Source organism: Stenotrophomonas sp. PvP093 (assembly GCF_017876915.1).
Taxonomy (GTDB): Bacteria; Pseudomonadota; Gammaproteobacteria; order Xanthomonadales; family Xanthomonadaceae; genus Stenotrophomonas; species Stenotrophomonas muris.
The window spans coordinates 1,223,772-1,242,777 of the sequence record NZ_JAGIOX010000004.1; the positions used below are offsets into that span (position 1 = coordinate 1,223,772).

16 protein-coding genes are annotated in these 19,006 nt (G+C 67.5%); 9 read left to right on the forward strand and 7 right to left on the reverse strand.

The features are described from left to right. Positions 1–89 precede the first annotated feature (89 nt). Complete coding sequence (locus tag J3A72_RS08200; RefSeq protein ID WP_075077168.1) at positions 90–3,617, forward strand: hybrid sensor histidine kinase/response regulator; 3,528 nt, start codon at positions 90–92, stop codon at positions 3,615–3,617. Positions 3,618–4,125: 508 nt separating this feature from the next. Here the strand turns inward: J3A72_RS08200 and mdtD are convergent. The 5 genes from mdtD to J3A72_RS08225 form a co-directional block, all read right to left on the reverse strand. Continuing rightward, positions 4,126–5,535, reverse strand: coding sequence for a multidrug transporter subunit MdtD (gene mdtD / locus J3A72_RS08205; RefSeq protein ID WP_046432009.1), 1,410 nt, complete (start codon positions 5,533–5,535; stop codon positions 4,126–4,128). A 92-nt stretch (positions 5,536–5,627) separates the two neighbouring features. Continuing rightward, positions 5,628–6,710 carry a uroporphyrinogen decarboxylase gene (hemE, locus tag J3A72_RS08210; RefSeq protein WP_053495221.1) on the reverse strand — a complete coding sequence of 361 codons (1,083 nt, stop codon included), beginning with the start codon at positions 6,708–6,710 and terminating at the stop codon, positions 5,628–5,630. Positions 6,711–6,735: 25 nt separating this feature from the next. Continuing rightward, positions 6,736–6,975 (reverse strand): WGR domain-containing protein, encoded by a 240-nt coding sequence (locus J3A72_RS08215; RefSeq protein WP_014648051.1) that lies wholly within the window; start codon positions 6,973–6,975, stop codon positions 6,736–6,738. Positions 6,976–7,118: 143 nt separating this feature from the next. Continuing rightward, positions 7,119–8,231, reverse strand: coding sequence for a 3-dehydroquinate synthase (gene aroB, locus J3A72_RS08220; protein WP_053495220.1), 1,113 nt, complete (start codon positions 8,229–8,231; stop codon positions 7,119–7,121). Further along, positions 8,228–8,770: a shikimate kinase gene (locus tag J3A72_RS08225; RefSeq protein WP_014648049.1), complete on the reverse strand. Its 543-nt coding sequence runs from the start codon at positions 8,768–8,770 to the stop codon at positions 8,228–8,230. The genes aroB and J3A72_RS08225 overlap by 4 nt, the downstream gene beginning before the upstream one ends. 98 nt (positions 8,771–8,868) lie before the next feature. On the opposite strand from J3A72_RS08225, the gene J3A72_RS08230 reads away from it, so the two are divergent. Then, positions 8,869–9,072, forward strand: coding sequence for a dodecin family protein (locus J3A72_RS08230; RefSeq protein ID WP_075077166.1), 204 nt, complete (start codon positions 8,869–8,871; stop codon positions 9,070–9,072). Positions 9,073–9,080: 8 nt separating this feature from the next. Here J3A72_RS08230 and J3A72_RS08235 read toward each other — a convergent pair whose 3' ends face one another. Then, the gene (locus J3A72_RS08235; RefSeq protein WP_046432003.1) at positions 9,081–9,908 is read right to left on the reverse strand and encodes a kinase; all 828 of its coding nucleotides are present in this window, start codon (positions 9,906–9,908) and stop codon (positions 9,081–9,083) included. 40 nt (positions 9,909–9,948) lie between these two features. On the opposite strand from J3A72_RS08235, the gene pdxH reads away from it, so the two are divergent. Both pdxH and J3A72_RS08245 read left to right on the forward strand, forming a co-directional pair. Further along, positions 9,949–10,548 carry a pyridoxamine 5'-phosphate oxidase gene (gene pdxH / locus J3A72_RS08240; protein WP_069116254.1) on the forward strand — a complete coding sequence of 200 codons (600 nt, stop codon included), beginning with the start codon at positions 9,949–9,951 and terminating at the stop codon, positions 10,546–10,548. Positions 10,549–10,735: 187 nt separating this feature from the next. After that, positions 10,736–11,188: a DoxX family protein gene (locus J3A72_RS08245; RefSeq protein WP_032957082.1), complete on the forward strand. Its 453-nt coding sequence runs from the start codon at positions 10,736–10,738 to the stop codon at positions 11,186–11,188. A 74-nt stretch (positions 11,189–11,262) separates the two neighbouring features. On the opposite strand, the gene prpR is transcribed toward J3A72_RS08245, so the two are convergent. Continuing rightward, positions 11,263–12,846 carry a propionate catabolism operon regulatory protein PrpR gene (gene prpR / locus J3A72_RS08250; protein WP_053495217.1) on the reverse strand — a complete coding sequence of 528 codons (1,584 nt, stop codon included), beginning with the start codon at positions 12,844–12,846 and terminating at the stop codon, positions 11,263–11,265. A 152-nt stretch (positions 12,847–12,998) separates the two neighbouring features. On the opposite strand from prpR, the gene prpB reads away from it, so the two are divergent. The 5 genes from prpB (at position 12,999) to J3A72_RS08275 (ending at position 18,943) form a co-directional block, all read left to right on the forward strand. Then, positions 12,999–13,892: a methylisocitrate lyase gene (gene prpB / locus J3A72_RS08255; RefSeq protein WP_005418360.1), complete on the forward strand. Its 894-nt coding sequence runs from the start codon at positions 12,999–13,001 to the stop codon at positions 13,890–13,892. A 35-nt stretch (positions 13,893–13,927) separates the two neighbouring features. Continuing rightward, positions 13,928–15,085 (forward strand): 2-methylcitrate synthase, encoded by a 1,158-nt coding sequence (prpC, locus tag J3A72_RS08260; RefSeq protein WP_005418357.1) that lies wholly within the window; start codon positions 13,928–13,930, stop codon positions 15,083–15,085. A gap of 97 nt (positions 15,086–15,182) precedes the next feature. Next, positions 15,183–17,801, forward strand: coding sequence for a Fe/S-dependent 2-methylisocitrate dehydratase AcnD (gene acnD / locus J3A72_RS08265; RefSeq protein WP_053495216.1), 2,619 nt, complete (start codon positions 15,183–15,185; stop codon positions 17,799–17,801). 94 nt (positions 17,802–17,895) lie between these two features. Further along, positions 17,896–18,600, forward strand: a complete 705-nt coding sequence (locus tag J3A72_RS08270; protein ID WP_046431997.1) for a hypothetical protein — start codon at positions 17,896–17,898, stop codon at positions 18,598–18,600. A 100-nt stretch (positions 18,601–18,700) separates the two neighbouring features. Further along, the gene (locus J3A72_RS08275; RefSeq protein WP_046432026.1) at positions 18,701–18,943 is read left to right on the forward strand and encodes a type II toxin-antitoxin system ParD family antitoxin; all 243 of its coding nucleotides are present in this window, start codon (positions 18,701–18,703) and stop codon (positions 18,941–18,943) included. Positions 18,944–19,006: the final 63 nt, after the last annotated feature.

The following is a 19,006-nucleotide window of genomic DNA, read 5'->3' on the forward strand; positions in this document are numbered from 1 at the left end:
GGCGCCGGGCGTGAACGGCGCGACTTTCGGTTTACCATGCCGACGCCCGCAGCGCGGGAATCATCAGGACCAGCGTGAGGAGGCAATCGGTGGTGTATCTGCGGGCGGCGATGCTGCTGCTGGTCCTCCTGTGCGGCGCGTTGCCCGCTGCGGCACAGCCGGTGCCTCCGAGCCCGCGGCAGGTGACGGTGTTCGATGGCCTGCCGTCCAATACCGTCAACCGCATGGCCGAGGACCGGTACGGCTACCTGTGGATCGCCACCAACGATGGCCTGGCCCGCTATGACGGCCGCACTTACCGCGTGTGGCGTTCCGAGGATGGACTGCGTGACAACCGCATCTGGACGGTGCTGGTCGATGCCCGCAACCAGTTGTGGATAGGCACCGAGAACGCTGGCCTGGTGCGCATGTCGGCCGACCGCCGGCAGCTGCACTTCTACGACCGCAGCAGCCAGCCGTTGATGGGCACCAACACGGTCTGGAGCCTGGCCAGCACGCCTGATGGCTCGATCTGGTTCGGTACCCACGAAGGCGGCCTGTACCGCCTGGACAGCCAGGACCGCCTGCAGCGCTTCCTGCCCGAGCCGAACAATCCGCGCAGCCTGCCTTCGTCGTCGGTGCCCTACCTGGCCACGCTGGCCGATGGCAGCCTGTGGATCGGCACCAAGCATGGCGTGGCGCGCTGGACCGGGACCGACTTCGAACGTGTCGGTACGGACATCATTCCCAGCCTGCTGATCAACGGGTTGACCGCCGAGCCCGATGGCAGCCTGTGGATCAGCACGATGGCCGGGGCCACCGTGCGCCGCCCGGATGGCCGCTTCGAGGCACCACCGTGGAAGCTGCCGCCAGGCGAGCAGGTGCTGGGCATGATGCTGCGCGACGAGCAGGGCGGACATTGGCTGGATACGCGCACCGGGCTGGGACGTGCGGTCGACGGCCAGTACCAGACCGTGCCGCTGTACAGCGCGATCGCACGCGGTCCGGTGCGGCCGAACTGGACCGGTGCCTATGAGGACCGCGAAGGTGGCATCTGGCTGGCCAGCACCAATGCCGGGTTGTGGCACCTGCTGCCACGCTGGTGGCAGTTCTCGGTGCTGTCGCGGCTGGAGGACGACCCCAGCTCGCTGCGCAATGCGCTCGTGCTGGGCACCAGCCCGTCCAGCAATGGCGGTGTCTGGACCGTGGGCAGCCATGGCGCGCTGGACCGCTTCGATCCGAAGACCGGCAGGATCGAGCAGCACCGCACCTGGGTCAACGGCATGCACTGGCTGACCTCGGTGCGCGAGGACCGGCGTGGCCAGGTCTGGATCGGATCGACCGATGCACTGGTGCGCTACGACCCGCAACGGCGCGAACTGCGTCGTTGGGGCCGTGATGCCGGTACCGATGCGGCGATGGAAGGGGTCATCGAAGCGATGATGACCTGCGACGGCGACAGCCTCTGGTTGATGCTTCCCGCGGGCCTGCAGCAACGTGATCTCGACGGACGCCTGCGGCGCCAGCTGGACAATGGCCAGCGCGGCCTGCAGCAGGGCCAGCTCAACCTCGATGTGGAATGCGGTCCGCAGGACCATATCTGGCTGGCCAGCAGCCGTGGCCTGCTGCAGTGGCTGCCGGAAAGCGAACGCTTCCAGCCGGTGCCGGGTGCGCCGGCAACGGCCATCCATGCGTTGCATGTGGGCCGTGACGGCCAGGTCTGGTTGTCCGAGGACGGGCGCCTGTCGCGATACCGCTGGAGCCAGGGGCGGCTGGAACGGCAGGCGGTGGTCGGTGCCGAACAGGGCTATCCGGCGATCTCCGCCTCTGGCCTGGTGGTGGATGCGCAGGGCGTGGCCTGGGCGACCAGCGCACGCGGCCTGGTACGTGTCAGTGCCGATGGGCAGAGCGTGCGCCTGTACGGCGTGCACGACGGCCTGCCAAGCCAGGAATTCCGCGAGCACACCCTGATCGCAGCGGCCGATGGCCACCTGGTGGCCGGAACGGCGGCAGGCGCGGTGGTGTTCGACCCGGAGCAGGTACGGCCTTCGGTACGTCGCGCGCCACTGGTGATCGAGCGGGTGGAAGTGCGCCGCAACGAACAGGTGCTGGACATGACCCACGATGCGCCGTTGCAGATCGCCGATGGCGATCGCGACCTGCGCATCGTCGCGCGATTGCTGTCCTTCGCCGACTCGGCGTCCAATACCTACCGTTATCGCCTGGCCGGCTACGATCCGGATTGGGTTGAAGTCGGTCCGGCGGGTGAGCGCCTGTTCTCGCGCCTGGCGCCGGGCAGCTACCGGCTGGAGGTGCAGGCACGCTCGGCCGACCATGTGTGGTCGCGGGTGCAGAGCCTGGAGTTCCGCGTGCAGCCGCCGTGGTGGCGCAGCCTGTCCGGCCTGCTGGTACTGGCGTCGGTCGGGTTGCTGCTGACCAGCTGGTTCGCCTGGTTGTACCGACGCCGCCTGCAGCGGCGCCACGCCTACCAGCTGGCGCTGCACAAGCAGGAACTGGCCGAGCAGGCCTCGGCGGCCAAGACCCGCTTCCTGGCCAACCTTGGCCATGAGATCCGTACGCCGATGACCGGCGTGCTGGGCATGAGCGAGCTGCTGCTGGCCTCGCCACTGGACCCGCAGCAGCGCGGCTACACGCAGTCGATCCGGCATGCGGGCGAGCACCTGCTGCATCTGGTCAACGATGCGCTGGACCTGGCGCGGATCGAGTCCGGGCGCCTGGAGCTGCAGTCGCAGTCGTTTGCGTTGAATGGCCTGCTGCAGGATCTGGCGGCGCTGATGGGCCCGCTGGCTGCACAGAAGGGCCTGCGCTTCGTCCTGGACAACCAGCTGCCGCCGGGCCTGCAGGCGACCGGTGATGCCATGCGGGTGCGGCAGATCCTGCTGAACCTGCTGTCGAACGCAGTGAAATTCACCAGCCGCGGCACCATCACCCTGCATGCACGTTGCGATGGCGAGCTGCGCGCGCTGCATTTCGAGGTGCGTGATACCGGCCCGGGCATCAGCCAGGAACAGCAGCAGCGCCTGTTCCGCCGCTTCGAGCAGGCCGATGGTGCACGTACGGCAGCGCAGTACGGTGGCAGCGGCCTGGGCCTGGCGATCTGCCGCGAGCTGGCACAAGCGATGCAGGGGCGGATCCAGGTGGAGAGCCAGCTGGGCCGGGGCACCTGCTTCGGCGTCACCCTGCCGTTGCCACTGGTGGTGGACGGTGACGCCGAGGTGTCCGCCGAGGGGCATCGCGACGATGTGGCGAACATGCCACCGCTGCGGGTGCTGCTGGTCGAGGACGATGCCACCGTGGCCGATGTGGTGCGGGGGTTGTTGAGCGCACGCGGCCACGAGGTGGTGCATGCCGGCCATGCGCTGGCGGCGCTGCGCGAGATCAGTGCCGGCGATTTCGACGTCGGCCTGCTGGATCTGGACCTGCCCGGCCTGAGCGGCTTCGAACTGGCCCAGCACCTGCGTAACCAGGGCTACATGCTGCCGCTGCTGGCGGTGACCGCGCGGACTGATCCGGACCTTCAGCAGCAGGTGGAAGCGGCCGGCATCGGCGGCTTCCTGCGCAAGCCGGTGACCGGTGAACTGCTGGTGGAAGCGATTGCCAGGGTGATGGGCAGATAGGGTTTATTGCAGGGCTTGCAGTCCTGCACCTGCAGAATCAACGTCAACGTCAAAAGCCCGCCTTCGACAGTTTTCCGCGATCTGTCGGAGCTCGGGGTCGGATCCCGTTGCTGCGCAACGGGCTCTGCCCCCAATCTGGAATTCGATATCTGACAGATGTGTCGACCAAGGTCGACACCTACCAACAACCGCGCGTTCCAACAGTCGCCGTTACCCACAGCCGCGTGAACCTGTCAGAGGTGGGGCGGTGTGGGCTTGCAGGACCGTTGGCGCCATGGATGGCGCCATCGAGCCCCCATGGGTGAGGGCGCTTTGCTTGCGAAGCACTGCTTCGCAAGCGCCCGAACGCGCAGCCGCCGGCGGCTGGGCCGGACCGCGGAGCGGGATTTACGGCGTGTCCTGCAAGCCCGCACCGCCCCGTCAACCCACGGAATGCTCGCTGTTGCTGTTGCCGGCCAGCGGCCGGCACTACCGCAGGTGCAGGGCCGCAGGCCCTGCCGAACCACCTTCACTCCGCGACGTGCTCGACCTGCCGCGGTTCGGGCTTGGTGTCGGGCAGCTGCCAGAAGATCATCGTCGAGGTCAGCGTGATCGCGCCCACGCACAGGAACGTGGCATGCAACGCCGCAGTGGCGTCGGTGCTGTCCAGGTGGGTGCCGAACGCGGCCAGCAGGCTGCCGGCGGCTGCGGCGCCGAAACCGGCGGCCAGCATCATCACCATCGACAGCAGGCTGTTGCCGGAACTGGCGAACTCACGGTCCAGATCGCGCAGGGTCACGGTGTTCATCACGGTGAACTGCAGCGAATTGACCGCGCCGAAGAACGCCAGCTGCAGCAGGCGCCAGGCCAGGTGCTGGCCGGGTGTCATCAGGATGAAGCTGGCCATCGCCAGGCCGACCAGCACGGTGTTGACCATCAGCACGCGGCGGTAACCGAAGCGCTCGACCAGCCTCACCGCCAGCTGCTTGGAGACCATGCCGGCGGCCGCTACCGGCACCATCATCAGGCCGGCATGCATCGGGCCCAGGCCGAGGCCGACCTGCAGCAGCAGCGGGATCAGCATCGGCATCGCGCTGCTGCCGATGCGCGAGAACAGGTTGCCGAGAATGCCGATGCGGTAGCTGGGCACGCGGAACAGGGCCAGCGAGAACAACGGTGCGGTCGAGTTGGCGGCGTGCAGCCAGTAGCCCACCAGCGCGGCCAGGCCAGCCACGGTCATCAGCATCACCAGTGCGTGTGGCGTACCCAGGCCGGAGATGCCGTCCAGTGCCAGCGACAGCACCACCATCGCGAAGGCCAGCATGACGTAGCCGCGCAGGTCGAAGCGGGTGCGGTGGCTGGCGTAATGGTCGGGCATGATCTTCATCGCGGCGATGAAACCGATCACGCCGATCGGCAGGTTGATCAGGAACACCCAGTGCCATGAGGCGATCTCGACCAGCCAGCCGCCCAGTGTGGGGCCGATCAGCGGGCCGACCAGCGCGGGGATGGCGATGAAGCTCATCGCGCGCAGGAAATCCTCGCGGGGCACCGAGCGCATCACCGCCAGCCGGCCGACCGGCAGCAGCATCGCACCGCCGATGCCCTGCAGCACGCGCGCACCGACCAGCTGGTGCAGGTGCTGGGCCAGCGCGCAGGCCAGCGAGCCGAGGGTGAACAGGATGATCGCCACCAGGAAGGTGCGCCGGGTGCCATAGCGGTCGGCGATCCAGCCCGAGGCGGGAATGAAGGTGGCTACCGCCAGCGCATAGCTGAACACCACCGACTGCATCTGCAGCGGGCTCTCGCCCAGGCTGGCCGCCATCGCCGGCAACGCCGTGTTGACGATGGTCGAGTCCAGCATCTGCATGAAGATCGCCAGGGACACCAGCCACAGCAGGGGACGCTGGCGGTTGTAGGTCGATGGCGATGTGGACATGGGGTGCGGCCGGTGCAGCGTGGGGGCCGCCATGATCGCGCACTGCGGGTCACGGCGCGATCAAGGTCGCGCCGTACCTGCCTGCGGAATGCTCAGCGTTGGCTGTGCGCGTGCACTGCGTCGACCAGCACCTGTACATGCGCCGGGTCCATGTCCGGCGACATGCCATGGCCGAGGTTGAACACATGGCCCTCGCGCGAGCCGCCGTTGCCGGCGGCATAGGTGTCGAGCACGCGCGCGGCGGCCGCGGCGATCGCATCCGGCGAGGCGTACAGCGTGGTCGGGTCGAGGTTGCCCTGCAGCGCGACGCGGCCACGGGTGCGGCGCATCGCCTCGTCCAGGTCCAGCGTCCAGTCCAGGCCGAGTGCATCGGCGCCGGTCTGCGACAGCGCTTCCAGGTGCAGGCCGGTGCCCTTGCCGAACAGGATCAGCGGCGTGCGCTCGCTGCCTTCGCCGCGCTCCAGCCCCTCGGCAATGCGCTGCAGGTAGCGCAGCGAGAACTCGCGGTACATCGACGGCGACAGCACGCCACCCCAGGTGTCGAACACCTGCAGCGCCTGCGCACCGGCGGCGCGCTGCGCGCCGAGGTAGGCGATCACGGCGTCGGTGGTGACCTCCAGCAGGCGGTGCAGGGCCTGCGGATGGTTCAGTGCCATGGCCTTGATGCGCGCAAAGTCCTTGCTGCCACCGCCTTCCACCATGTAGCAGGCCAGTGTCCACGGGCTGCCGGAGAAGCCGATCAGCGGTACCTGGCCGTCCAGCTCGCGGCGGATCAGCCGTACCGCATCCATCACGTAGCCCAGGTCCTGTTCCATGTCCGGCACCGCCAGCCGGGCGATGGCGGCTTCGTCACGCACCGGGTGCCGGAACTTCGGGCCTTCGCCTTCGACGAAGTACAGCTCCAGGCCCATCGCATCGGGAATGGTGAGGATGTCCGAGAACAGGATGGCCGCATCCAGCGGGAAGCGGCGCAGCGGCTGCAGGGTGACTTCGCAGGCAATCTCCGGGGTCTTGGCCATGGCCAGGAAGCTGCCGGCCTTGGCCCGGGTCGCGCGGTATTCCGGCAGGTAGCGGCCGGCCTGGCGCATCAGCCAGACGGGGGTGCAGTCCACCGGTTCGCGGCGCAGGGCGCGCAGCAGGCGATCGTTGCGGAGAGGGCTGGTCACGATGGGCATTCCTTGGACGGGAGGAGCAGCGGCGTCAGTCGCCGTGCGAAAGGATCTGGAAGCCGCGATGCAGTTCGGCATCACGGGCCTTCTCGAAGGCGTGGCGGGCGTCGTCGGCCTGCAGGAACAGCTCGCGCCGCAGCTGCGAGCGGCTGCCGACACGGCCGCTCTCGCGCAGCAGCTCCCAGCCGCCGAACAGGTCCGGCAGCAGGCTCAGGCGCAGGAAGCGCGGTGCCTGCGCACCGGCGTCGGGATGTTGCAGGTAAACGTGCATGGCGCCGATTGTAGCGGGGCCAGGGTGACCCCGGCCGCAACGCCGGCGTGCCGGTCGCTGGCCGGCAATCCTGCCGCGCAGCCCGGTAGTGCCGGCCGCTGGCCGGCCTCCTCGTTGCTGACGTTGCCGGCCAGCGGCCGGCACTACCGGACCGACAGCACCTTCAGCACCGCCGCCTCATCCACGTCCGGCACCACTTCGGCACGGCCCATCCCGCGCCACAACACCAGGCGCAGGCGGCCGGCCACGTTCTTCTTGTCCAGGCGCATGCGGCCGAGCAGGGCCTGCGGCTCCAGCCCGCCCGGGATCGCCACCGGCAGGCCGAGGCGTTCCAGCAGGGCCTGCAGGCGCGCGCGGTCGGCATCGTCGGCCAGGCCCAGGTCGGTGGACAGCTTCGCCGCCAGCACCATGCCCACCGCCACCGCCTCGCCGTGGTTCAGCGCATCGCGGCCCGGGGCCGAATAGCCCTGTTCGGTCTCGATGGCGTGGCCGAAGGTGTGGCCGAGGTTGAGCAGGGCACGCTCGCCCTTTTCGAACGGGTCGCGCTCGACGATGGCGGCCTTGTGCCGGCAGCTGCGCGCGATGGCCTCGGCCAGCACCGCATCCTCGCCGGCCAGCAGCGCATCGGCATGCTGCTGCAGCCACTCGAAGAACACGGCATCACCCAGCGCGCCGTACTTCACCACTTCGGCCAGGCCGGCACGCAGCTCGCGTGGCGGCAGGGTGGCCAGCACGCGGGTATCGGCGATGACCGCACGCGGTGGATGGAAGGCACCGACCAGGTTCTTGCCGGCCGGAATGTCGACTGCGGTCTTGCCGCCCACCGACGAATCGACCATTGCCAGCAGGGTGGTCGGCAGCTGCACGCAGTCCACGCCGCGCATCCAGCAGGCGGCAGCGAAACCGGCGAGATCACCGACCACGCCGCCGCCGAGGGCGAAGACGCAGGCGTCGCGGGTGGCGCCGAGCGCGGCCAGCGCTTCGATCGCGCGGCCGAACTCGGCCAGCGTCTTGGAGGCTTCGCCCGCGGCCAGCACGTGCTCGCCGATGACCAGGTCGGGGCGAGCGGCCAGCAGCGTCTGCTTCACCGGCGCCAGATAGCGCGGGGCGACTTCACTGTCGCTGAGCAGCAGCACATGACGGCCGCGCACGTGCGAGGCCAGCGCGGTGCCATCGGCCTGGGCACCGGCGCCGATGGTGATGGAGTAGGGGCGGTCGCCGCCAACGGCGACCTGCAGCAGGGCGGGGGAGGTCATGCGGTCAGGTCCTGGCGCTGCCATTGCGTGGCCAGCTTGACCACCAGTTGGGCGGTCGCATCGGCAGCGGTATACGGGTCGGTGTCGAGGGTGAGGTCGGCCAGTTCGCGGTACAGCGGGTCGCGGTGTGCGGCCAGATCGTGCAGCACCTGCTCGCGGTCCGGGCGCTGCAGCAGCGGCCGGCCCTTGTCGCGGGCCAGGCGCTCGAGCTGTTCGGCCACGCTGACCCGAAGATAGACCACGAAGCCGCGCCGGGCGATCAGTGCACGATTGTCCGGATCCAGCACGGCGCCGCCACCGGTGGAGACCAGCTGGCCACGGCCTTCCAGTACCCGCGCAAGCGCCTGGCGTTCATGGCTGCGGAAGCCGGCTTCGCCGGAGTGCTCGAAGATGGTCGGAATGCTGGCGCCGGCGGCATCGACGATGGCCTGGTCGACATCGACGAAGTCCAGCGTGAAACGCTCGGCCAGGCGGCGGCCGATGCAGGTTTTGCCGGCGCCCATCGGGCCGATCAGGATCAGGTTCGGAGCAGGATTCATGCCTTCTGATGCTAACACCTCCGTGCCCTGGCCTTTACGTTCTTCACGTCAGGGTGGGCGTTCCTGCGGGGTCTCCCGCGCCAGACGGAGTACAGGCCATGACGGTCGCCAAGGTCATCGAAATCACTGCGTCCTCGCCGAAAAGCGTGGAAGACGCCGTGCGCAGCGGGCTGAAGAAGGTCTCCGAGACGGTCAAGGGCATCCAGGGCGCCTGGGTGAACGAGACCAAGGTAGTCACCAATGGCAGCGGCGAGATCACCGAATGGCGGGCCAACCTGCGGGTGACTTTCCTGGTGGAATAGGGGCGCGTTCAGCGCACGTCCTGCACCTGTCGCTGGCCGTCCAGCACCACCACGTGGTCGGCCAGGGCGGGCAGGGCGCTCAATGCCTGCCGGCTGACCCGCTCGTAGTACTGCACGAAGCGCTCCAGCTGTGGCCGGCTCATGCCGTGCCGGCCCGGCTGCGCGGCCTGCAGGTTCTGCTCCTGCTGCCAGCGCCAGCGTGGTACCACCGAGAAATCCGGCGGCTGCAGGAACCACAGGCGGTCGCAGCGCTGCCACAACGCCGGGTAGTCACGGGCCAGCGCCTGGTTGCACCAGCGCCGCCAGCGGCCATCGGCGTCGGCTTCGCGTTCCAGTGCGTTCAACGGGCTGTCCAGCGCGTCGTCATCCTGCGCGGGCGTGCCCAGGAACCAGCCTTCGAATACCAGCAGGTCCAGCGGTTGCTGCAGCTGCGGCCAGTGTGCTTCGGGCAGGCGCTCGTCGGCCAGCTTGTCGAAGCGCGGCATTGCGAAGGGCTGGCGTGCGGCCACGGCGTTCAATACCGCATGGGCCAGCGGCAGGTCGTGGGTGCCGGGCGGGCCGCGGGTGATCAGCAGTGGGTGCACCTGGCGGGCCAGCCGTTGGCGCTGTGCGCGGGTCAGGTAGACATCATCGATCGACAGCGTGGCTGCGTTCAGGCCGCGTGCCTGGGCACGGGCCACCACCTGCGCCGCCAGCGTCGATTTGCCGCTCCCCTGCAGGCCGCTGATCGCCAATACTGGAACCGCTGCGCCGCTGCCCAGCGCATCATCCAGCGCCTGTTCGGCCAATGTTTCGGGGAATCCTTTCACCTGGGGCATATACGCAGCAGCGGCCATGCAGCCACAATAGCCCAATCCGTGTGAGAAGAACGCAATCATGAGCGACCTGTACGCCGAAGCCCTGTCCACGTTTGCCGGCCTGTTCGACGAGGCCAAACAGAGCCGCGAGGTCGAGCCGAACGCGATGACCGTGGCCACCGCCGATGCGCAGGGTCGTCCCTCGGCGCGCACCGTGCTGCTGAAGGCGTTCGATGAGCGTGGCTTCGTGTTCTACACCCATCTGGACAGCCACAAGGGCCGGGAGCTGCAGGCCAATCCGCAGGCTGCACTGCTGTTCCTGTGGCGCAGCCTGCGCGAGGCCGGCATCCAGGTGCGCATCGAGGGTCGCGTCGAGCAGGTTGCCGCTGCCGAGGCCGACGCCTATTTCGCCAGCCGTCCACGCATGAGCCAGATCGGTGCCTGGGCTTCGCAGCAGTCGAAGACGCTGGCAACGCGCGAGGAATTCGATGCGCGCGTGGCCGAGGTCGAAGCCCGCTTCGAGGGCAAGGACGTGCCGCGCCCGGAGGGCTGGAGCGGCCTGCGCGTGGTGCCTGACCGCATCGAGTTCTGGTATGGCGCGCAGTTCCGCCTGCACGAGCGCTGGTGCTATGAAGCCGGCGCCGAAGGGCGCTGGAGCAAGCGCCTGCTGTACCCGTAAGGCGGGGTGGTGCTGGGGCTGCTGTAGAGCCGAGCCTATGCTCGGCTGATGTTCTCGCAGGAGCAGCCGAGCATGGGCTCGGCTCTACAGCAACCTGCGTTTGTCGCGAACGGACTGGTCCGCTTCATGCACGAGCAGGTCGGCGACGGGCACACTCGCTGCGATGCCCTCGATCTGCGGAGTTGCCATGCCCTCCTGGCGTTGCCTGTTTGCCGTGCCGCCACCACGCCGCGGCGTGGAAGCGTTGTTGTTGCTGCTCGCCCGCATCGTCGCCGGTGTGATGTTCTGCGTGTCCGGCTGGAACAAGGTGTTCACCGACGCCGGGCGCGAGCGCATGGTGCATACGCTGGTCGATGCCGGTATCCCATTCCCGGTGTTCAGTGCGCCGGTACTCGGTGCGATCGAGTGGATTGCGGGTGGTCTGCTGGTGCTGGGCCTTTTGAGCCGCCCCTCGGCCCTGCTGCTGGCGGCGATCTGCGTAGTGGCTGCGCTGACCGATGGCATCGCGCGCATTCCGGCAGGGCTTGGCGTGCTGGATTGGCTGAGCTGGTTCTTCTACCTGAGCGAAGTGCCGCTGGGCGTACTGCTGCTGTGGATTGCCGCAGTGGGTAGTGGACGGTTCGCCATCGAAGCGCGCTGACGACAGGCACCCTGTAGAGCCGAGCCCATGCTCGGCTGCTTACGCGGGAACATCAGCCGGGCATGGGCTCGGCTTTACAGGTCCTCCGCGCGCAGCCAGCGCCACAGCGTGGTGCGTGACACGCCCAGCGCCTGCGCCATGCCCTCGCGATCATGCCGGTGTTCCCGCAACAGTGCTTCCAGCGTAGCCCGCGGTGGGCGCCTGCCGTTGCTTTCCAGCGGCAACGCCGCGACACCTTCATGCACCAGCTCGGGTGCCAGCTGCAGCAGCCGCGCCGTATCGATCAGCCCTTCACCGGGCTGCCAGTGGATGCGCAGGCGATCGACCAGATTGCGCAGCTCGCGCACGTTTCCCGGCCACTCGGCCGCGCACAGCACCGCCAGCGCCGCCTCATCCAATGGCGCGTCGATGCCACGCAGCTGGCGGAAGAAATGCTGCGCCAGCAACGGGATGTCACCGCGTCGGGCGCGCAGCGAGGGCAGGGCAATCCGCAGCGCGGCCAAGCGGTAATACAGGTCGCGGCGGAAGCTGCCGGCCGCCGCGCGCTGCTCGAGCGATTGCAGGGTGGCGGCGACCACGCGCAGGTCCACCGGCGTCGGTTCGGTGGCACCCACGCGCAGCACTTCACGTTCCTCCAGCACCCGCAGCAGGCGGGTCTGCAGCGGCAGCGGCAGTTCGCCGATTTCGTCCAGGAACAGGGTGCCGCCATCTGCAGCTTCCACAAGGCCAACGCGGCCGCCACGCCGTGCGCCGGTGAAGGCGCCATCGCTGTAGCCGAACAGCTCCGCTTCCAGCAGCGATTCGCTGATCGCGCCACAGTTCAGCGCGACGAAGCGGCCACGGCGCCCGCTGGCGGCGTGCAGCTGGCGCGCCACCAGTTCCTTGCCGGTGCCGGTTTCGCCGCTGACCAGCACGGTGCTGTCATGTGGGGCATACAGCGCGATCTGCGCGCGCACCTGCGCCATCGCGTCGCTGTCGCCGAGCAGTTCATGCGCATCGGCACGCGCTGCCGGGCGCCGGCGCGGTGCAGCGCGGTTGCTGCCGGAACGTGCCAGGGTCTGGGTCAGTTCCAGCGCATGTTCGAACGCCTGCCGCACCGAGTCGGCCGAATACAGCAGCACCCCGGGCAGGCCGGCCTGCTCGGCATGGTCGATGGCCATGCCGGTGCCGACGATCACCTCGATGCCGTTGGCGCGCAGGTCGGCGATGCAGTCGCGCGCATCCTCGCGGGTGACGAAACGGCGATGCTCGATATTCAGGCCGAAACTCTGCTGGAAGTTGCTGAACACCGGTACGTCGCTGGCGTGGGTGACCAGGCCGATGCGGCTGGCGATACGCCGTGCCCGGGCCAGCGCTTCCATCAGGTCGAAGCCGTTGGCCTGGATCGGCACCAGCGGCAGCTCCAGCCGGCCGCGCAGCCAGGCCGCGTTGGAGCCGCCAGCGATGACCACGTCGCAGTGCTCGCGGCGCAGGCGTTGGCCGATCACCTCCACCGCTTCCTCGAAGCCGAGGTTGATCTGTTCGATACGCGCGCGGCGGTCGAACTCGGGGATCACGTCGCCGAGCAGGCCGGTCAGCCGCGAGACGCTGACCGTCCAGATCACCGGACGGCCCGGGTCGGCATCGGCATGGCGAAGCGGGGAGCGGGGCAGATACATGGCAGCCGGTTCGGGGAGGATGTTTCATGATACATCCGTTTCAATGTTTCATATGTTCCACTGCTGCATGCCGGTCATTCCCGTGAAATCAACCGCTTGCAGCTTGGCATGGTGCTTGCGCTTCCTATCCGTACTTCAACCTGGATCGTCGCATGACCGCTTCTGCCCCTTTCTCCGCTGGTGCCCGCTTCCGTGAGGCGCTGGCTGCCGAATCGCCGCTGCAGGTGATCGGTGCGATCAACGCCAACCACGCCCTGCTGGCCAAGCGCGCCGGCTTCCGTGCCATTTACCTGTCCGGCGGCGGCGTTGCCGCAGGCTCGCTGGGCCTGCCGGACCTGGGCATCAACACCCTGGAAGACGTGCTGGTGGACGTGCGCCGCATCACCGATGTCTGCGACCTGCCCTTGATGGTCGACATCGACACCGGCTTCGGCCCGAGCGCGTTCAATATCGCGCGCACCGTGAAGTCGCTGATCAAGGCCGGCGCGGCCGCCTGCCACATCGAGGATCAGGTCGGTGCCAAGCGTTGCGGCCATCGTCCGGGCAAGGAGATCGTCTCGCAGGGTGAAATGGTCGACCGTGTGAAGGCCGCTGCCGATGCCAAGACCGATCCGGACTTCTTCCTGATCGCGCGCACCGACGCCATCCAGGTGGACGGCGTGGACAAGGCGATCGAGCGCGCCATCGCCTGTGTCGAGGCCGGTGCCGACGGCATCTTCGCCGAGGCCGCCTACGATCTGGATACCTACCGCCGCTTCGTCGACGCGGTGAAGGTGCCGGTGCTGGCCAACATCACCGAATTCGGCGCCACCCCGCTGTTCAGCCGCGATGAACTGGCCTCGGCTGGCGTCGCCATCCAGCTGTTCCCGCTGTCGGCGTTCCGTGCCGCCAACAAGGCCGCCGAGAACGTCTACCAGGCGGTGCGCCGCGATGGCCACCAGCGCAACGTGGTGGAAACCATGCAGACCCGCGAGGAACTCTACGACCGCATCGGCTATCACGCCTTCGAGCAGCAGCTCGATGCGCTGTTCGCCGCCAAGAAATAAGCAGTACCCTGCACCATCAAGTTTCGGAGGGAAACATGAACGATACGACCGCAACCCCGACCTTCAAGCCGAAGAAGTCCGTCGCCCTGTCCGGCACCGCGGCCGGCAACACCGCGCTGTGCAGCGTGGGCCGCAGCGGCAACGACCTGCACTACCGCGGCTATGACATCCTGGACCTGGCCAACACCAGCGAGTTCGAGGAAATCGCCTACCTGCTGGTGCACGGCAAGCTGCCGACCCGCGCCGAGCTGGTTTCGTACAAGGCCAAGCTGAAGTCGCTGCGTGGGATCCCCGCCGCGGTGAAGGCCGCGCTGGAAGAGCTGCCGCCGTCGGCGCACCCGATGGACGTGATGCGCACCGGCGTGTCCGTGCTCGGCTGCGTGGCACCGGAGAAGGACGACCACAACCACCCGGGCGCGCGCGACATCGCCGACAAGCTGATGGCCTGCCTCGGTTCGATGCTGCTGTACTGGTACCACTGGAGCCACAACGGCCGCGCCATCGATGTGGAAACCGACGATGATTCGATCGGCGGCCACTTCCTGCACCTGCTGCATGGCGAAAAGCCGCAGGATTCGTGGGTGAAGGCGATGCACACCTCGCTGATCCTGTACGCCGAGCACGAGTTCAACGCCTCGACCTTCACCTGCCGTGTCATCGCCGGTACCGGCAGCGACATGTACAGCGCGATCTGCGGTGGCATCGGTGCGCTGCGTGGCCCGAAGCATGGCGGCGCCAACGAAGTGGCGTTCGAAGTGCAGAAGCGCTACGACAACCCGGATGAGGCCGAGGAGGACATCAAGGCGCGCGTCGAGCGCAAGGAAGTGGTGATCGGTTTCGGCCACCCGGTCTATACCGTCTCCGATCCGCGCAACAAGGTGATCAAGGACGTGGCCCGCGAGCTGTCCGAGGAACAGTCGAGCATGAAGATGTACGACATCGCCGAGCGCCTGGAATCGGTGATGTGGGACATCAAGAAGATGTTCCCGAACCTGGACTGGTTCAGTGCGGTCAGCTACCACATGATGGGCGTGCCGACCGCGATGTTCACCCCGCTGTTCGTGATCGCGCGCACCGCCGGCTGGAGCGCGCACATCATCGAGCAGCGCATCGACGGCAAGATCATCCGCCCGAGCGCCAATTACATCGGTCCGGAAGACCGCGACTTCGTTGCCATCGACAAGCGCGTCTGATCCCCCTGCTGTACCCATCCGGCCGGCCGCATGCCGGCCGGGTGCTTTCGCCGCCGCACCGCCGGCATCCGGCCCGCCCCAAGCACTCCGCCAGCCCATGAATACCGATTACCGCAAGAACCTCCCCGGCAGCGCGCTGGACTATTTCGACGCGCGCGCCGCTGTCGATGCGATCCAGCCCGGCGCCTATGCCACCCTGCCGTACACCTCGCGCGTGCTGGCCGAGAACCTGGTGCGCCGCTGCGATCCGACCACGCTCGGCGATTCGCTGAAGCAGCTGATCGAGCGCCGTCGCGACCTCGACTTCCCGTGGTTCCCGGCACGCGTGGTGTGCCACGACATCCTCGGCCAGACCGCGCTGGTGGACCTGGCCGGCCTGCGTGATGCGATCGCCGACAAGGGCGGCGACCCGGCCAAGGTCAATCCGGTGGTGCCGGTGCAGTTGATCGTCGATCACTCGCTGGCGGTGGAATGCGGTGGCTACGATCCGCAGGCGTTCGAGAAGAACCGCGCCATCGAGGATCGCCGCAACGAAGACCGTTTCCACTTCATCGACTGGACCAAGCAGGCGTTCCAGAACGTGGACGTGATTCCGCCGGGCAACGGCATCATGCACCAGATCAACCTGGAGAAGATGTCGCCGGTGATCTACGTGCAGGACGGCGTAGCCTTCCCGGATACCTGCGTGGGCACCGATAGCCACACCCCGCACGTCGACGCGCTGGGCGTGATCGCGATTGGTGTTGGCGGCCTGGAAGCGGAGAACGTGATGCTGGGCCGCGCGTCGTGGATGCGCCTGCCGGATATCATCGGCGTCGAGCTGACCGGCAGGCCGCAGCCGGGCATCACCGCCACCGACGTGGTGCTGGCACTGACCGAGTTCCTGCGCAAGGAACGCGTGGTGGGTGCGTATCTTGAATTCTTCGGCGAGGGGGCGTCGGCACTGACCATCGGTGACCGCGCCACCATCTCCAACATGTGCCCCGAATACGGCGCCACCGCCGCGATGTTCTATATCGACGGGCAGACCATCGATTACCTGCGCCTGACCGGCCGCGAGGAATCGCAGGTGGCGCTGGTGGAGAACTATGCGCGCACCACCGGCCTGTGGGCCGATGACCTGGCCACCGCGCAGTACGAGCGCGTGCTGCGCTTCGACTTGTCCAGCGTGGTGCGCAACATGGCTGGCCCGTCCAACCCGCACAAGCGCGTGGCCACTGCCGAGCTGGCCGAGCGCGGCATCGCCGACAAAGCCAAGCTGGCAGCGGGCAGGGCCGAGCAGGCGCAGGGCCTGATGCCCGACGGCGCGGTGATCATCGCCGCCATCACCAGCTGCACCAACACCTCCAACCCGCGCAACGTGATCGCTGCCGCACTGCTGGCGCGCAAGGCCAACGAACGTGGCCTGCTGCGCAAGCCGTGGGTAAAGTCGTCGCTGGCGCCGGGCTCGAAGGCGGTGCAGCTGTACCTGGAAGAATCCGGCCTGCTGCCGGACCTGGAAAAGCTCGGCTTCGGCATCGTCGCCTTCGCCTGCACCACCTGCAACGGCATGAGCGGCGCGCTGGATCCGGCCATCCAGCAGGAGATCATCGATCGCGACCTGTACGCCACGGCCGTGCTGTCGGGCAACCGCAACTTCGATGGCCGCATCCACCCGTATGCGAAGCAGGCCTTCCTGGCGTCGCCGCCGCTGGTGATCGCCTATGCCATCGCCGGCACCGTGCGCTTCGACATCGAAAAGGACGTGCTGGGCGTGGATGCCGATGGCAACGAGGTGCGCCTGAAGGACATCTGGCCGAGCGATGCCGAGATCGACGCGGTGGTGAAGGCCTCGGTGAAGCCCGAGCAGTTCCGCCGCGTCTACAACCCGATGTTCAACGTGCGCGTGGAGCATGGCGCGGCGGTCAGCCCGCTGTACGACTGGCGCCCGCAGAGCACCTACATCCGCCGTCCGCCGTACTGGGAGGGCGCACTGGCCGGTGAGCGCACACTGTCGGGCATGCGTGCGCTGGCGGTGCTGCCGGACAACATCACCACCGACCACCTGTCGCCGTCCAACGCGATCCTGGCGTCCAGTGCCGCCGGCGAATACCTGGCGAAGATGGGCCTGCCGGAAGAGGACTTCAATTCCTACGCCACCCACCGCGGTGACCACCTGACCGCACAGCGCGCCACCTTCGCCAACCCGAAGCTGTTCAATGAAATGGTGCGCAACGACGATGGCAGCGTGAAGCAGGGTTCGCTGGCGCGCGTGGAGCCGGAAGGCAAGGTGATGCGCATGTGGGAAGCGATCGAGACCTACATGGACCGCAAGCAGCCGCTGATCATCATCGCCGGTGCCGACTATGGCCAGGGCAGCTCGCGTGACTGGGCCGCCAAGGGCGTGCGCCTGGCCGGTGTGGAAGCGATCGTGGCCGAAGGCTTCGAACGCATCCACCGCACCAACCTGATCGGCATGGGCGTGCTGCCGCTGGAGTTCAAGCCGGGCACCACCCGCCTGACCCTGGGCATCGACGGTACCGAGACCTTCGACGTGATCGGCGAGCGCACCCCGCGCGCCGACCTGACCCTGGTCATCCACCGCCGCGACGGCCAGGATGTGATCGTGCCAGTGACCTGCCGCCTGGACAGCGACGAGGAAGTGGCGATCTACGAAGCCGGTGGCGTGCTGCAGCGCTTCGCCCAGGACTTCCTGGAAGGCGCCAAGGTGGCGTAAGGCAGCAGATAGCTGCCTTGTGTCGAGTTGTCGCCATGCTGGCTTCGGCCCGCATGGCGGTGGTCACGAAGGAGAGGGGCGTTGCCCCATCTGCATGGGAACGGCGTTCTACACAATCGCAGGCACGGTCAACACCGCCTTCATCCTGCTGAGCCTGTTGGGTGTGGGCGCGCAGTTGCGCTTGGTGCGCGACCGTCGGGAACGAGCGGATGCGACTGAAAGCGCCACTGCCGTGCTGTCGCTGAATCAGTTCACGGTCAGCTTCCTGGCCTACCTGTCCTTCTTCGTCTATGGCTACAGCGTCACGCCGTTCAATCACTTTATTGTCTGGCCTCGCTTGCTCGCGTCGGTGCTGGTCATGGCCATCCTGGTGGAGATCTGGCGCGACCGACGGAATCGCTCTGCCACGACCAGCCTGGTGACGGCCGTGCTGCTGCTGGCCTGCGCACTGGCTGGCCTGGCTTGGGGCGACCGTCATGTGGATGAGGGCAGGGTAGTGGCCAGCGCGATGATCGTGGGCATCACTGCCTTGCTGGCGCAGGGTTACGCGCACCAGATCCTGCTGATCCTGCGCAATGGCCACACCGGTGCGGTGTCGTTGCGGATGAGTCAGCTGATCCTGCTGATGGATCTATCCACGATTGTGTTTGCCTTCGCCATGGGCATGCGGATGGGATGGCCGTTGCTGCTGCTGGCAGTGGTGAGTGGCAGTACCAAACTGGTCATCCTTTACCTCTTCCATTGGCAGCAAGGAATGTCCGCGCGGGCGCGGCGAAGTCATGCTGGGGCGTCTGCGTGACGGCGAGGACCTCTTTTGCAAAGGCTGGCGCTTTCTACCCTTGTCGTTGTCTTTGGTGCCTCGCAGACTGTCGTGTGACAGTCCCACGGTGGAGGTCCGTATGGTCAATATCAAGGTGGTGCTGACTGATGAGCTCAAACAATTCGTGGACCAGGAAGTTCGAGAAGGCGACTACGCCAGCGCTTCCGAGTACGTTCGCGACCTTCTCCGTCAGAGTCGGCAAAGCAAGGCTGAAGACCTGCTACGCCAGTTAATCGCGGAAGGCCTTGCTTCGGGGCCTCCGGCCCCCCTGCCTCCGGGGTACTTCCAGAGACTGCTTGAGCGCGCGTCGAATCGAGAATGAAGCCAGTACATCCCTCCAACCCCAGGGCGGTGCGCGGCTCCCCGAGAATTTTTCCACTGCACA